This is a genomic window from Flavobacterium ginsengisoli (assembly GCF_029625315.1).
In the GTDB taxonomy this organism is placed as follows: Bacteria; Bacteroidota; Bacteroidia; order Flavobacteriales; family Flavobacteriaceae; genus Flavobacterium; species Flavobacterium ginsengisoli.
The window spans coordinates 2,419,770-2,434,453 of record NZ_CP121110.1 but is presented as its reverse complement, the minus strand read 5'-3'; the positions used below and the strand labels follow the sequence as shown (position 1 = coordinate 2,434,453).

The window sequence follows — 14,684 nt, the reverse complement described above, 5'->3', positions numbered from 1 at the left end:
AATCTAAAAAGAAATGTCAGCAATTTTAAAACTAAAATTCTTTTTTGAAAAATATGGTTTCCATGTTTCTTCAAGACTAGCAGATAAACTTGGAATGCGCGTAACAAGTGTGCGCTTGTTTTTTATTTACATTTCTTTTGTTACAGCTGGTTTAGGGTTTGGAGTTTATTTAACTCTTGCTTTCTGGATCAGACTAAAAGATTTAATTCGCTCAAAAAGAACATCAGTATTCGATTTATAAAAAAAAGCTCCAATTTTAAATTGGAGCTTTTTTATGAAGTTGTATTTATTATTCTTCTGTTGTATTGTTAAGTCTAGATCTTTTCTTACTATATCCAAAGTATACAATTATACCCAGAATAAGCCATCCAAAAGATAATAACTGCGCATCTTTACTTAAATTAAAAATTAAATAAGAATTGATTGCAATTCCTAGTACCGCAATAATTGGTAAAGCGGGAACTTTAAATGTTCTTGTTAATCCTGGTTGTTTTACTCTTAAAATCCAAACAGCGATACAAACCATTGTAAAGGCAAACAAAGTACCAAAACTTGTCATATCAGCCAATTTGTTGATTGGTGTAAAAGCAAGAACAGTTGCGATAATAGCTCCAAGAATCATTAAGTTCGTTTTTGGAGTTCCAGAAATAGGGTTTACTTTAGAGAAAACAGAAGGAATTAAACCATCTTTAGACATTCCAAGAAAAATTCTAGATTGTCCCATGATCATAACCATCAATACTGAAATTAAACCAATAGTCGCAGCAACAGTAATAATAGAGCCAGCCCAGCCCTGTCCAGCAATATCAAATGCATAAGCAACAGGAGCTTTAATAGCCTCAGGATATTTTCCTAGTGGATTAAAGTCTTGGTAGTTCATCATTCCTGTTAATACTAAAGAAACAAGAATGTATAAAGTTGTACAGATTAATAAAGAAGCAATGATCGCAAAAGGAACATCTTTTTTAGGATTGATAGCTTCTCCAGCTTGTGTAGAAACAGCATCAAAACCAACATAAGCAAAGAAGATCGCAGCAGCTCCAGAAACGATTCCTCCAATTCCGTAAGCATTGTGTGTAGTTTCTTTTTCAATAATCTGAGTTGCTTCAGGAATAAACGGACTCCAGTTTGCTGTATTAATAAAGAAAAGACCAGCAATAATTACAAAGATTACAGCAGATACTTTAAGAATAACAATTGCGTTATTTGCTTTAGCGGCGCTTTTTGTTCCTTTAATAAGCAATGAAATAACTAAAAGAACAATCAAGAAAGCTGGAAGATTCATAGAAAAACCTTCTCCTGTGTAGCTTGCAGGATCTGTAGTTAACCAATCAGGAAGGTGAATGTGAAATATTTTTAGCAATTTGTTAAAGTATCCGGACCAGGAAACCGCTACAGTCATAGACCCCATTGCATACTCGAGAATTAGACCCCATCCAATAATCCAAGCAAAAACTTCTCCAATTGTACCGTAAGCATATGCGTAAGCAGATCCCTCAACAGGTAAAATAGAAGCAAATTCAGAATAGCAAAGAGCCGCAAAAACACACGCAATACCTGCGATGATAAACGAAATTGCTAATGCTGGACCTGCATGATAATAAGCCCCAGTACCTGTAAGTACAAAAATTCCCCCACCGATAATGGCACCAACACCAATGGCAGTAAGACTCCATTTTCCTAGGACTCTCTTTAAATCACTTTTTTTCATATCGGCCTCAAAGGCTGATATAGGTTTAACTCTCCAAATTGACATATTATTTTATTGGTTTATTTGTTATTAAGTGCCAAATGTATTGTTTTTTGTAAAAAATAAAAACAATTATCATGTTTTAAGTTATAAAATCTTTGTTTTTTTTACAGTACTCGTAAGAAACTTTCTCTAAGTATTGACATTCATTAAGCTAATTGGACTTTTATAAAAGATTCGATAATTTTTTAAAAACTACTTTTCTTACTAATTTCTATTATAAATTTGAAGGATTTTTCTTTCTTGTTCAGACAAAAATATTTTAGTTATGAATTTTAAGTTTTTCAACAAGTATTTTCATTTTACAAAACAGCGGCGAATAGGCCTTTTTATGCTCTTCATTATTATGATAGGGTTGCAACTGTTTTATTATTTATCCGATTTTAATATTTCAGAAAGTAAAAGTTCTGAAAAAGAGCAATGGCTTGCTCTACAGTCAGAAATCGATAAGGAAAAGTTAGACGATAAAAAGGTAAGCCCAATTAATTATCTTTTCAACCCTAATTTTATTTCTGATTATAAAGGATACAAACTCGGAATGTCGGTAGAGGAAATTGATCGACTAATGGCATTTCGGAAAGAGAATAAGTATGTAAACTCAGCAGAAGAATTTCAGAAAGTCACAGGAGTTTCAGATTCACTATTAGATAAAATTTCTCCTTTGTTTAAATTTCCAGATTGGAAACAGAATAAAAATAATTATAGTACTGAGAAAAAAGATTTTAGTATAAATAGTTTTCCAAAAAAAGAAAAGCTTCCAATATTAGATATTAATGAAGCAACTCAAGAAGATCTGATTAAAATCTACGGAATAGGAGAAGGGCTGTCTTCTAGAATCTTAAAACAAAAAGAAATTTTGGGTTCATTCGTTTCAATGGAGCAAATGAAAGATATTTGGGGGCTTTCTCCAGAAGTTGTCAATGAATTAAATGCTCATTTTAAAGTTGTAATTCCTTCAAACTTGAAGAAAATAAATGTAAATGAGGCTTCATTAAAAGAATTGGCTCAATTTTCATACTTCAAATACACACTCGCAAAACAAATAGTCACTTATAGAAGTATGAACGGAAATTTTAATAATATTGAGGATTTAGCAAAAATTAAAGATTTTCCTGTTGAAAAAGCAAAAATAATTAGTTTATATTTGGAGTTCTAAAAAGAAACTAACTCATGAACTTTGATTACAACGAAACACAACTAATGATTGCACAGTCTATAAAAGACTTTGCAGAAAAAAATATTAGACCTTATATAATGGAATGGGACGAAGCGCAAATTTTCCCAATCCAATTGTTTAAGCAACTTGGCGAGATGGGCTTCATGGGAGTTTTAGTTCCAGAAGAGTATGGAGGTTCAGGTTTGGGGTATCACGAATATATTACAGTTGTAGAAGAAATTTCAAAAGTAGATCCATCAATCGGGTTGTCTGTTGCTTGCGCACAATTCTTTATGCACCAATCATATCTTAACGTTCGGAAACGAAGAGCAAAAGAAAAAATGGCTTCCTAAACTTGCTACCGCTGAATTCATAGGTGCGTGGGGATTAACAGAACACAATACAGGTTCAGATGCTGGCGGTATGAATACTACTGCAGTTAAAGACGGAGACCATTGGATTGTAAACGGTGCTAAAAACTTTATTACGCATGGTATTTCTGGAGATGTTGCAGTTGTAGTAGTGCGAACTGGAGAAAAAGGAGATTCTAAAGGAATGACTGCTTTTGTTTTTGAAAAGGGAATGAAAGGCTTTTCATCAGGCAAAAAAGAGAATAAATTAGGAATGAGAGCAAGCGAAACTGCCGAATTGGTTTTTGATAATTGTCGAGTTCCCGATGAAAATAGATTAGGAGAAGTTGGAGAAGGTTTTGTTCAGGCAATGAAAATTCTTGATGGCGGGAGAATCTCGATAGGGGCTCTATCTTTAGGAATTTCAAAAGGAGCGTATGAAGCTCGCATTAAAATATTCAAAAGAAAGACATCAATTTGGACAGCCAATTAGTAATTTTCAAGGAATCTCTTTTAAATTGGCAGACATGGCAACAGAAATTGAGGCTTCGGAATTATTGCTTCATAAAGCGACTTTTTTAAAGCAAAAGCATAAACCAGTAACCACATCTGGTGCTATGGCAAAAATGTATGCTTCAGAAGCATGTGTCAAAATTGCAAATGATGCTGTTCAGATTCATGGAGGTTATGGTTACACTAAAGATTTTCCAGTGGAAAAATTCTATAGAGATTCTAAATTATGTACTATAGGAGAGGGAACAACCGAAATCCAAAAGGTTGTCATTTCTAGAAACTTATTGAAATAAGCATTTGGAAGACGAAATGAAGTTGGTAAATACTAGTTTTCTTCCTGATTATAGGTTTTAAGTGAAAATAATTTAAAATTTATAACTCATAATTCATAATTAATATATACATTTGCGACCTTAACGAGAGGAGGTGTCTATATTATGTTAATTATACCAATTAAAGACGGAGAAAATATCGATAGAGCATTAAAGCGCTATAAAAGAAAATTTGATAAAACAGGAACTGTTCGTCAATTAAGAGCACGTACTGCTTTTATTAAACCATCTGTTATCAAAAGAGCTCAAATTCAAAAAGCGACTTACATTCAAGGCTTGAAAGACAGTTTAGAAAGTTAGTATTTAGCTTTTCAAAAATAATTACCGTTAGTTGTCAAAATGTTTTAATTTTGATACTAACGGTTTTTTTGTGCTTAATATTTAAATTATGAAAACAAATAAAGAAGCTTTTTCGGATTATCTTTTATTGGAAAAAAAATATTCTGTACATACAGTTGGAGCTTACTTGAATGATATTGTGTCTTTTGGATCTTTTGTGAAAGAATCTTTTGGGCAAGAGAGTATTGATTTGGTTAATTATAGCCAGGTAAGAAGTTGGATCGTTTTTTTGGTTGATCAGGGTATTTCGAATGTTTCCATCAATAGAAAAATGGCTTCTTTAAAAGCATTTTATAAATTTCTTTTGAAAACAAAACAAATAGAGGTTAATCCTATGCTGAAGCATAAATCTCTAAAAACGCCCAAAGTGGTTCAGATTCCTTTTTCGGAAAAAGAACTGGCTGATTTGTTTACAGTGATAGGTGCTCCTGTTGGTTTTGAGGAAATAAGAGATAGGCTTATTGTGGAGATGTTTTATGTGACAGGGATGCGTCGAGCGGAATTGATTAATTTGATGATTAAAAATGTGGATCGTTCAAATGGTTTGATTAAGGTTTTGGGAAAAAGAAATAAAGAGCGCATTATTCCGATTTTGCCGATTATTGCAGATCAGATTGATTTGTATGTAAAGGAAAGGGATGATTTGGATAGTTTGGTAAATTATGAGTGTTTTTTTGTTTCGAAAAAAGGGTTAAAATTGAGCGAATCTTTTGTTTATCGTTTAATAAATTCATACTTTAGTAGGGTCTCAGAAAAGGTAAAAAAAAGTCCGCATGTGCTTCGTCATACTTTTGCAACACACCTTTTGAATAATGGGGCAGATTTGAATTCAGTTAAAGAATTACTAGGGCATTCTAGTTTGGCGTCTACGCAAGTTTATACTCATAATAGTTTAGCGGAGCTTAAGAAAGTGTATAGAGGTGCGCATCCTAGAAGTAAATAGTAGTTCTAAATGTTAATCCTAAAATTTTTATTATGAAGGTAGATGTTCATGCAGTTAATTTTACTGTCGACAGAAAATTGGTCGATTTTATCCAAGAAAGAATGGGTAAGCTAGAGAAATACTACGATCGAGTGGTTTCATCAGATGTTTTTTTGAAAGTTGAAAGAACGAGTGATAAAGAGAATAAGGTGGTGGAGATAAAGATTAATGTTCCTGGTGATGATTTTTTGGTAAAAAAACAGTGTAAAACATTTGAAGAGGCCGTTGAGCTTTCGGCAGAATCATTAGAACGTTTGCTTGTAAAAAGGAAAGAAAAAATTAGAGCGCACATTTAATTGAAATTTTTTTGAAAAAATGTTTTGATTAAAAGATAAAATAGCTACATTTGCAGTCCGTTAGAAATAGCGGACTTTTTTAATGCATTCGCCGATGTAGCTCAGCTGGCTAGAGCGACTGATTTGTAATCAGCAGGTCGTGGGTTCGAGTCCCTCTATCGGCTCAATAAATTTCAAATGCGATTTGAAATTAGTTCTTTAAAATAATGGACTTTTAAAACTAGGGGAGATACTCAAGCGGCCAACGAGGGCAGACTGTAAATCTGCTGTGTGAACTTCGCAGGTTCGAATCCTGCTCTCCCCACAAATAAAAATTTAGGTTTTAGATTGTAAGTTATAGATTGTTAAATCTGTATTTTAAAGTCTTTTGATCTGAAAAATGGAAGCTCTGCCGGTGTAGCTCAGGGGTAGAGTGCTTCCTTGGTAAGGAAGAGGTCTCGGGTTCAAATCCCGACATTGGCTCAAGTAAGTAGGAAATTGAAAATTAATATATAACTAAGATTAAAAATTAAGTAAAATGGCAAAGGAGAATTTTAATCGTTCCAAACCGCACTTAAACATAGGTACAATTGGACACGTAGATCACGGAAAAACTACATTAACTGCCGCAATTACAAAAGTATTGTCAGATGCTGGTTACTGTCAAGCAAAATCGTTTGATCAAATCGATAACGCTCCAGAGGAGAAAGAAAGAGGTATTACTATTAATACATCACACGTAGAGTACGAAACAGCTAACCGTCACTACGCTCACGTTGACTGTCCAGGTCACGCGGATTACGTAAAGAACATGGTTACTGGTGCGGCTCAAATGGACGGAGCTATCTTAGTAGTTGTCGCTACAGATGGTCCAATGCCACAAACTCGTGAGCACATCCTTCTAGGACGTCAGGTAGGTATTCCAAGAATCGTTGTTTTCATGAACAAAGTGGATATGGTTGATGATGCTGAGTTATTAGAGCTTGTTGAAATGGAAATTAGAGATTTATTATCTTTCTACGAATATGATGGAGATAATGGTCCTGTAGTTCAAGGTTCTGCTTTAGGAGGATTAAACAATGATCCAAACTGGGTACCTAAAATTATCGAATTAATGGAAGCTGTTGACAACTGGATCGAAGAGCCAGTACGTGACGTTGCTAAACCATTCTTGATGCCAGTTGAGGACGTATTTACAATTACAGGTCGTGGAACTGTTGCTACAGGTCGTATCGAAACTGGAGTTGCTAACACTGGAGATCCTGTTGAAATCATTGGTATGGGAGCTGAAAAATTAACTTCTACTATTACAGGAGTTGAGATGTTCCGTAAAATCCTTGATAGAGGTGAAGCTGGAGATAACGTAGGTTTATTGTTAAGAGGTATTGATAAAGCTGATATCAAAAGAGGTATGGTTATTATTAAGCCAGGTTCAGTAAAACCACACGCTAAATTCAAAGCTGAGGTTTATATCTTGAAAAAAGAAGAAGGTGGACGTCACACTCCATTCCACAATAACTACCGTCCACAGTTCTACGTACGTACAACTGACGTAACAGGAGTTATTTCTTTACCAGCAGGTGTAGAGATGGTAATGCCAGGTGATAACTTAACTATTGAGGTTGCTTTATTAAGCCCAATCGCTATGAACGTAGGTTTACGTTTCGCTATCCGTGAAGGTGGTAGAACAGTTGGTGCTGGTCAGGTTACTGAAATCGTAGAGTAATTCTATTAAAATAAATAAGAAGCCAGTGATTATTTTTTAATCACTGGCTTTAATTACGGGCGTAGTTCAAGGGTAGAATAGCGGTCTCCAAAACCGTTGATGGGGGTTCGAATCCCTCCGCCCGTGCAATAAAAAATATATCAAATGACAAAAGTTACTAATTATTTATCAGAGGCTTTCGAAGAGTTAAAGTCAAATGTTACTTGGCCAGCTTGGGCTGAAGTACAAAAATTGACAATTGTTGTGGCTGTATTTTCGATCTTATTCGCTTTGGCAACTTGGGGAGTAGACGAATTTTTTGCAAAAGCTTTGGCTGGATTTTTTAACTGGTTAAAAGGATAATTTTTTTGTGATGGCAGATAATAATGTGAAAAAATGGTACGTAGTTAGAGCGGTTAGTGGTCAAGAAAATAAAGTGAAAGCTTATATCGAGACTGAGATTGCGAGATTAGGTATGGAGGATTATGTTTCTCAAGTTTTGGTTCCTACTGAAAAAGTGGTTACTGTAAAAGATGGGAAAAAATCATCTAAGGATAAAGTGTATTTTCCTGGATATGTTATGATCGAAGCTAACTTAGTTGGTGAGATTCCTCATATTATTAAGTCAATTACTAGTGTTATTGGATTTTTAGGGGAAACTAAAGGTGGAGAGCCGGTTCCTTTAAGACTTTCTGAAGTAAACCGTATGTTAGGTAAGGTAGATGAGCTAGCTGTAAATACAGATACTCGCTCTATTCCATTTAGTGTTGGTGAAACTGTTAAGGTTATTGATGGACCTTTCAATGGATTTAATGGATCTGTTGAGAAAATCAATGAAGAAAAGCGTAAGCTTGAGGTAATGGTTAAGATTTTCGGAAGAAAGACTCCATTAGAATTGAGTTTTATGCAAGTTGAAAAAGTATAATTTTTTGTTACACTATAATAAACCATTGTAATCGCTTCCATTGATTACAGTGTAAAATTTTTTAAAAATGGCTAAAGAAATTAGTAAGGTAGTTAAACTACAAGTTAAGGGAGGTGCTGCGAACCCGTCGCCACCGGTTGGACCTGCTTTAGGAGCTGCTGGGGTAAACATCATGGAGTTCTGTAAGCAATTTAATGCTAGAACTCAAGATAAACCTGGCAAAATTTGTCCAGTGCAAATCACTGTGTACAAAGACAAATCATTTGATTTTGTTGTTAAGACTCCTCCAGCAGCAGTTCAGTTAATGGAAGTCGCAAAGCTAAAATCTGGTTCTGGTGAGCCTAATCGTAAAAAAGTAGCAAGCGTTACTTGGGAACAAATTAGAACTATTGCTGAAGACAAAATGCCAGACTTAAACGCTTTCACAATTGAGAAAGCTATGAGTATGGTTGCTGGAACAGCTAGATCTATGGGTATAACTGTATCAGGAGATGCTCCTTTTTAATTAAGAAAAAGAAATGGCAAAATTAACAAAAAAGCAAAAAGAGGTCGCTTCAAAAATTGAAAAGAACAAATTATACTCTTTAAAAGATCTTGCTGCATTAATTAAAGTTGTTGCTTCTGCAAAATTTGATGAGTCTGTTGATATCGCAGTTCGTTTGGGTGTTGATCCAAGAAAAGCGAATCAAATGGTTAGAGGTGTAGTTACTTTACCTCACGGAACAGGAAAAGACGTTAAAGTATTAGCATTGGTTACTCCAGATAAAGAAGCGGAAGCTAGAGAAGCTGGAGCAGATCACGTTGGTCTTGACGATTACTTACAAAAAATTAAAGACGGTTGGACAGATGTTGATGTGATCATTACTATGCCTGCTGTTATGGGTAAATTAGGTCCATTAGGTCGTATTTTAGGACCTAGAGGTTTAATGCCAAACCCTAAAACAGGTACTGTAACTATGGATGTTGCTAAAGCTGTTCAAGAAGTTAAAGCTGGTAAAATTGACTTTAAAGTTGATAAAACTGGTATCGTACACGCAGGAATCGGTAAAGTTTCTTTTGGGGCTGAGCAGATTGTTGACAACGCACACGAAATTATTCAAACATTAATAAAACTTAAACCAACTGTTGCTAAAGGTACATACATCAAAGGTATTCACCTTACAAGCACAATGAGTCCTGCTATCGCATTAGACCCAAAAGCAGTATAATTGGTAGTTAAAAATTTTTAGTATGACTAGAGAAGAAAAATCAATCGCGATTGAAAATTTAACTGCGCAGTTAGCTGGTACAAATATCATTTACATTTCTGATATTTCTGGTTTAAACGCAGAGACAACTTCAAACTTACGTAGAGCTTGTTTCAAAGCAGGTATCAAATTAGAAGTTGTAAAGAACACTTTGCTTGCAAAAGCAATGGAAGCTTCTGATAATGATTATGGTGATTTACCTACAGTTTTATCAGGTAACAGTGCTATCTTTATTTCTGATGTTGCTAACGCACCTGGAAAAATTATCAAAGATTTCCGTAAGAAATCTGATAAACCAGTTTTAAAAGGAGCTTACATCAATTCTGAAGTATATATTGGTGATAACCAATTAGATGCATTAGCTACAATTAAATCTAAAGAAGAGCTTATCGGAGAAATCATTGGATTATTACAATCTCCAGCTCAAAGAATTATTTCTGCTTTACAAAACAAATTCGCTGGAAGCGAAGAAGAAGGAGCAGAGTAATTATCGTAAGGGAGTTTATTTCCTTACTGCTTAATTAGCGCACAATAATTAAATTATATTTTTTACACAAATCATTTTAAACGATAGAAAAAATGGCAGATTTGAAACAATTCGCAGAACAATTAGTTAACTTAACAGTTAAAGAAGTTAACGAATTAGCAACAATATTAAAAGATGAGTACGGAATCGAGCCTGCTGCTGCTGCTGTAGTAGTTGCTGCTGGTGGAGGAGACGGTGCTGCTGAAGAAGCACAAACTGAATTTACAGTTGTATTGAAAGATGCAGGAGCTTCTAAATTAGCTGTTGTAAAATTAGTTAAAGAATTAACTGGTTTAGGTCTTAAAGAAGCTAAAGATGTAGTTGACGGTGCACCAAGCAACGTTAAAGAAGGTGTTTCTAAAGAAGAGGCTGAAGGTCTTAAAAAATCTTTAGAAGAGGCTGGAGCTACTGTTGAGCTTAAATAATTAAACTCAGTTTAAGAACTAGGTTTAGGTCTTGAGTTAACACTCAAAGGCCTAAACCATTTTTCGTATAATAAAATATATTAAGTTTTATTATCCCATAGTTTAAAATACGAAAAAGTTTTTGATCAATACGAAGAAAGAAAATTAGACTTAGTTTATAGAATTAATTTTTAAAGATGTATTGATTATAATAAGAAAGTATAGATTAAACAGTGTGTTTACACAAACAAAAATTACTTTTTTTAATCAAAATTTTGTCCATTGATGATAACAAATCAGACTGAAAGATTGAATTTTGCCTCTACAAAAAATATCCCTGATTATCCAGATTTCTTAGATGTTCAGGTTAAATCTTTTAAAGATTTCTTTCAATTAGAAACGAAATCTGACGAAAGAGGCAACGAAGGGTTATACAATACCTTCATGGAAAACTTCCCAATTACAGATACAAGAAACAACTTTGTATTGGAATTCCTAGATTATTTTGTTGATCCTCCACGTTATACAATTCAAGAATGTATAGAGAGAGGTCTTACTTATAGTGTGCCTTTAAAAGCTAGGTTAAAACTATACTGTACAGATCCAGAACACGAAGATTTTGAAACTATTGTACAAGATGTTTATCTTGGAACAATTCCTTACATGACTCCTAGTGGTACTTTTGTTATTAATGGTGCCGAGCGTGTTGTAGTATCTCAATTACACCGTTCTCCAGGGGTTTTCTTTGGACAGTCATTCCACGCAAATGGAACTAAACTTTATTCTGCGAGAGTAATTCCTTTTAAAGGTTCTTGGATAGAATTCTCTACAGATATCAACAGCGTAATGTACGCTTATATCGATAGAAAGAAAAAATTACCTGTAACGACTTTATTCCGTGCTATCGGTTTCGAAAGAGATAAGGATATCCTTGAAATTTTCGACTTAGCTGAAGAAATTAAAGTTTCTAAAACTGGTATTAAGAAATATATTGGAAGAAGACTTGCTGCACGTGTATTGAATACATGGCACGAGGATTTCGTAGATGAGGATACTGGAGAAGTAGTTTCTATCGAACGTAACGAAATCATCCTTGATCGTGATACAATTATCGACAAAGATAATGTTGAAGAGATCATCGATTCTAACGTAAAATCTATTTTGTTACACAAAGAGGATAATAACCAAGCAGATTATGCTATTATCCACAATACGTTACAAAAAGATCCAACAAACTCTGAAAAAGAAGCTGTAGAGCACATTTACCGTCAGTTGCGTAACGCTGAACCGCCTGATGAGGAAACTGCTCGTGGTATTATAGATAAATTGTTCTTCTCTGATCAACGTTATAATTTAGGTGAAGTTGGTCGTTACAGAATGAACAAAAAATTAGATTTAGATATCCCTATGGATAAGCAAGTGCTTACTAAAGAGGATATTATTACAATCGTTAAATATTTGATCGAATTGATCAACTCTAAAGCAGAGATTGATGATATCGACCACTTATCAAACCGTCGTGTTAGAACAGTTGGTGAACAATTGTCTCAACAATTCGGTGTTGGTTTAGCACGTATGGCTAGAACTATTCGTGAGAGAATGAACGTTAGAGATAACGAGGTGTTTACACCAATTGATTTGATCAATGCTAAAACATTATCATCAGTTATCAACTCTTTCTTTGGAACTAACCAGTTATCTCAATTTATGGACCAAACGAATCCATTAGCTGAGATTACACACAAAAGAAGACTTTCTGCACTTGGACCAGGTGGACTTTCGAGAGAGAGAGCTGGTTTCGAGGTTCGTGACGTTCACTATACTCACTATGGTCGTTTATGTCCGATTGAAACTCCTGAGGGACCAAACATTGGTTTGATTTCATCTCTTGGTGTTTATGCAAAAGTTAACGGAATGGGATTCATTGAAACTCCATACCGTAAAGTAACAAATGGTGTAGTTGATTTAGAAAGTACTCCAGTTTACTTAAGTGCTGAAGAAGAAGAAGGTAAAATGATTGCTCAGGCAAACATTGAAATGGACGAAACTGGTAAAATTACAGCTAGCAATGTAATTGCTCGTGAGGAAGGTGACTTCCCAGTTGTTGAACCATCTGTAGTTCATTATACAGACGTTGCTCCTAACCAGATCGCTTCGATTTCTGCATCTTTGATTCCTTTCTTGGAGCATGATGATGCGAACCGTGCGTTGATGGGATCTAACATGATGCGTCAGGCAGTTCCTTTGATCCGTCCTGAAGCACCGATTGTTGGTACAGGTTTAGAGCGTCAGGTAGCTTCAGATTCAAGAGTATTGATCAATGCTGAAGGGCATGGTACTGTTGAATACGTAGATGCTAACATCATTACTATTAAATACGATCGTACAGAAGACGAAAGAATGGTAAGTTTTGATGCTGATGAGAAAACGTACAACTTAATTAAATTTAGAAAAACCAATCAAGGTACAAGTATCAACTTGAAACCTATCGTAAGAAGAGGTGATAGAGTTGTTCCTGGACAAGTATTGTCTGAAGGATATGCTACTCAAAATGGAGAATTAGCTTTAGGTAGAAACTTAAAAGTTGCGTTCATGCCATGGAAAGGGTACAACTTCGAGGATGCGATTGTAATTTCTGAAAAAGTAGTTCGCGATGATATTTTTACTTCTATCCACGTTGATGATTATTCATTAGAGGTTAGAGATACTAAGTTAGGAAACGAAGAGTTAACAAACGATATTCCTAACGTTTCTGAAGAAGCTACTAAAGATTTAGATGAAAACGGTATGATTAGAATTGGAGCAGAGGTTAAACCTGGCGACATTTTGATCGGAAAAATTACACCAAAAGGGGAATCAGATCCTACTCCAGAGGAGAAATTGCTTCGTGCAATCTTCGGAGATAAAGCAGGTGATGTAAAAGATGCTTCATTAAAAGCTTCTCCATCTTTACATGGTGTAGTTCTTGACAAAAAATTATTTGCAAGAGCCGTAAAAGATAAACGTAAACGTACTCAGGATAAAGATGCTTTAGGCGCTTTAGAAATGGAGTTTGAAACTAAATTTGTTGAATTAAAAGACAGATTAGTTGAAAAATTATTCTTGATCGTTAACGGAAAAACATCTCAAGGTGTAATGAACGATTTGGGTGAAGAAGTTTTGCCAAAAGGTAAAAAATATACTCAAAAAATGCTTTACGCAGTAGAAGATTTTGCTCACTTAAGCAAAGGTCAATGGGTTGCTGATGATGCTACAAATAAAATGGTTAATGATTTAATTCATAACTATAAAATTAAGCTGAACGACTTACAAGGAGCTTTAAGAAGAGAGAAATTCACTATTACAGTTGGAGATGAATTACCATCTGGAATCTTGAAATTGGCTAAAATCTATATCGCTAAAAAACGTAAGTTAAAAGTAGGTGATAAAATGGCGGGACGTCACGGTAACAAAGGTATTGTTGCTAGAATCGTTCGTCATGAAGATATGCCTTTCTTAGAAGATGGAACACCAGTAGATATCGTATTGAATCCACTTGGGGTACCTTCACGTATGAACATTGGTCAGATTTATGAGACTGTTCTTGGATGGGCGGGTATGAACTTGGGTAGAAAATTTGCTACTCCAATTTTCGACGGTGCTTCTCTTGACGAGATCAATGCTTTGACTGATGAAGCTAACGTACCACGTTTCGGACATACTTATCTTTATGATGGTGGAACTGGAGAGCGTTTTGCACAAAAAGCAACTGTGGGTGTAATTTACATGCTTAAATTAGGACACATGGTTGATGATAAGATGCACGCACGTTCTATCGGACCATACTCATTGATTACGCAACAGCCACTTGGAGGTAAGGCTCAATTTGGAGGTCAGCGTTTTGGAGAGATGGAGGTTTGGGCACTTGAGGCTTATGGAGCTTCTAGTACATTACGTGAAATCTTAACTGTGAAGTCTGATGACGTTATTGGTAGAGCTAAAACTTACGAAGCTATCGTTAAGGGTGAAACTATGCCAGAACCAGGTTTACCAGAATCATTCAATGTATTAATGCACGAATTGAAAGGTCTAGGTTTAGATCTTCGTTTGGAAGAATAATAAAAGTTTTGGAATCAGTCCCGATTTTTATCGGGACTGATTACTCATTTATAATAAGTTTTTAAAGATTTATACCCGTAAA

At 34.9% G+C, this 14,684-nt stretch carries 14 protein-coding genes, 4 tRNA genes and 1 pseudogene; 18 read left to right on the top strand and 1 reads right to left on the bottom strand.

Annotated elements, in window-relative coordinates:
- The first annotated feature begins 13 nt into the window (after positions 1 to 13).
- Complete coding sequence (locus P5P87_RS11280) at positions 14 to 241, top strand: PspC family transcriptional regulator (protein ID WP_008466940.1); 228 nt, start codon at positions 14 to 16, stop codon at positions 239 to 241.
- Between the two features lie 48 nt (positions 242 to 289).
- On the opposite strand, the gene P5P87_RS11275 is transcribed toward P5P87_RS11280, so the two are convergent.
- Positions 290 to 1,756 carry an APC family permease gene (locus tag P5P87_RS11275; protein ID WP_278022601.1) on the bottom strand — a complete coding sequence of 489 codons (1,467 nt, stop codon included), beginning with the start codon at positions 1,754 to 1,756 and terminating at the stop codon, positions 290 to 292.
- A 325-nt stretch (positions 1,757 to 2,081) separates the two neighbouring features.
- Here P5P87_RS11275 and P5P87_RS11270 point away from each other — a divergent pair, with 325 nt between their 5' ends.
- From P5P87_RS11270 to rpoB, 17 genes and pseudogenes are all read left to right on the top strand, one after another.
- A complete protein-coding gene (locus P5P87_RS11270; protein WP_340696677.1) occupies positions 2,082 to 2,906 on the top strand; it encodes a ComEA family DNA-binding protein in 825 nt (274 codons plus the stop codon).
- A gap of 14 nt (positions 2,907 to 2,920) precedes the next feature.
- Positions 2,921 to 4,062, top strand: a pseudogene (locus tag P5P87_RS26120) (acyl-CoA dehydrogenase family protein).
- A gap of 144 nt (positions 4,063 to 4,206) precedes the next feature.
- On the top strand, positions 4,207 to 4,401 hold the full coding sequence (gene rpsU, locus P5P87_RS11260; protein ID WP_278022599.1) for a 30S ribosomal protein S21: 195 nt from the start codon (positions 4,207 to 4,209) through the stop codon (positions 4,399 to 4,401).
- A gap of 88 nt (positions 4,402 to 4,489) precedes the next feature.
- Entirely contained in the window at positions 4,490 to 5,383 is an 894-nt protein-coding gene (locus tag P5P87_RS11255; protein ID WP_278022598.1) for a tyrosine-type recombinase/integrase, read from the top strand.
- Positions 5,384 to 5,415: 32 nt separating this feature from the next.
- The gene (gene hpf, locus P5P87_RS11250; RefSeq protein ID WP_008466930.1) at positions 5,416 to 5,718 is read left to right on the top strand and encodes a ribosome hibernation-promoting factor, HPF/YfiA family; all 303 of its coding nucleotides are present in this window, start codon (positions 5,416 to 5,418) and stop codon (positions 5,716 to 5,718) included.
- A 90-nt stretch (positions 5,719 to 5,808) separates the two neighbouring features.
- Positions 5,809 to 5,882 (top strand) — tRNA-Thr (locus tag P5P87_RS11245).
- A gap of 59 nt (positions 5,883 to 5,941) precedes the next feature.
- Positions 5,942 to 6,022 (top strand) — tRNA-Tyr (locus P5P87_RS11240).
- An 86-nt stretch (positions 6,023 to 6,108) separates the two neighbouring features.
- Positions 6,109 to 6,180: transfer RNA gene (locus P5P87_RS11235), tRNA-Thr, on the top strand.
- Between the two features lie 55 nt (positions 6,181 to 6,235).
- On the top strand, positions 6,236 to 7,423 hold the full coding sequence (tuf, locus tag P5P87_RS11230) for an elongation factor Tu (RefSeq protein WP_278022597.1): 1,188 nt from the start codon (positions 6,236 to 6,238) through the stop codon (positions 7,421 to 7,423).
- Positions 7,424 to 7,478: 55 nt separating this feature from the next.
- Positions 7,479 to 7,549, top strand: a tRNA-Trp gene (locus P5P87_RS11225).
- Positions 7,550 to 7,567: 18 nt separating this feature from the next.
- Positions 7,568 to 7,765 (top strand): preprotein translocase subunit SecE, encoded by a 198-nt coding sequence (gene secE / locus P5P87_RS11220; RefSeq protein ID WP_008466927.1) that lies wholly within the window; start codon positions 7,568 to 7,570, stop codon positions 7,763 to 7,765.
- 10 nt (positions 7,766 to 7,775) lie between these two features.
- Positions 7,776 to 8,327, top strand: a complete 552-nt coding sequence (gene nusG / locus P5P87_RS11215; protein ID WP_008466925.1) for a transcription termination/antitermination protein NusG — start codon at positions 7,776 to 7,778, stop codon at positions 8,325 to 8,327.
- Between the two features lie 67 nt (positions 8,328 to 8,394).
- On the top strand, positions 8,395 to 8,832 hold the full coding sequence (gene rplK, locus P5P87_RS11210) for a 50S ribosomal protein L11 (RefSeq protein WP_278022596.1): 438 nt from the start codon (positions 8,395 to 8,397) through the stop codon (positions 8,830 to 8,832).
- 13 nt (positions 8,833 to 8,845) lie between these two features.
- Positions 8,846 to 9,535, top strand: coding sequence for a 50S ribosomal protein L1 (gene rplA / locus P5P87_RS11205; protein WP_278022595.1), 690 nt, complete (start codon positions 8,846 to 8,848; stop codon positions 9,533 to 9,535).
- Between the two features lie 22 nt (positions 9,536 to 9,557).
- Positions 9,558 to 10,061: a 50S ribosomal protein L10 gene (gene rplJ / locus P5P87_RS11200; RefSeq protein WP_091492767.1), complete on the top strand. Its 504-nt coding sequence runs from the start codon at positions 9,558 to 9,560 to the stop codon at positions 10,059 to 10,061.
- A 92-nt stretch (positions 10,062 to 10,153) separates the two neighbouring features.
- A complete protein-coding gene (gene rplL / locus P5P87_RS11195; RefSeq protein ID WP_008466917.1) occupies positions 10,154 to 10,525 on the top strand; it encodes a 50S ribosomal protein L7/L12 in 372 nt (123 codons plus the stop codon).
- Positions 10,526 to 10,789: 264 nt separating this feature from the next.
- Positions 10,790 to 14,602, top strand: coding sequence for a DNA-directed RNA polymerase subunit beta (rpoB, locus tag P5P87_RS11190; protein WP_177210640.1), 3,813 nt, complete (start codon positions 10,790 to 10,792; stop codon positions 14,600 to 14,602).
- Positions 14,603 to 14,684 lie beyond the last annotated feature (82 nt).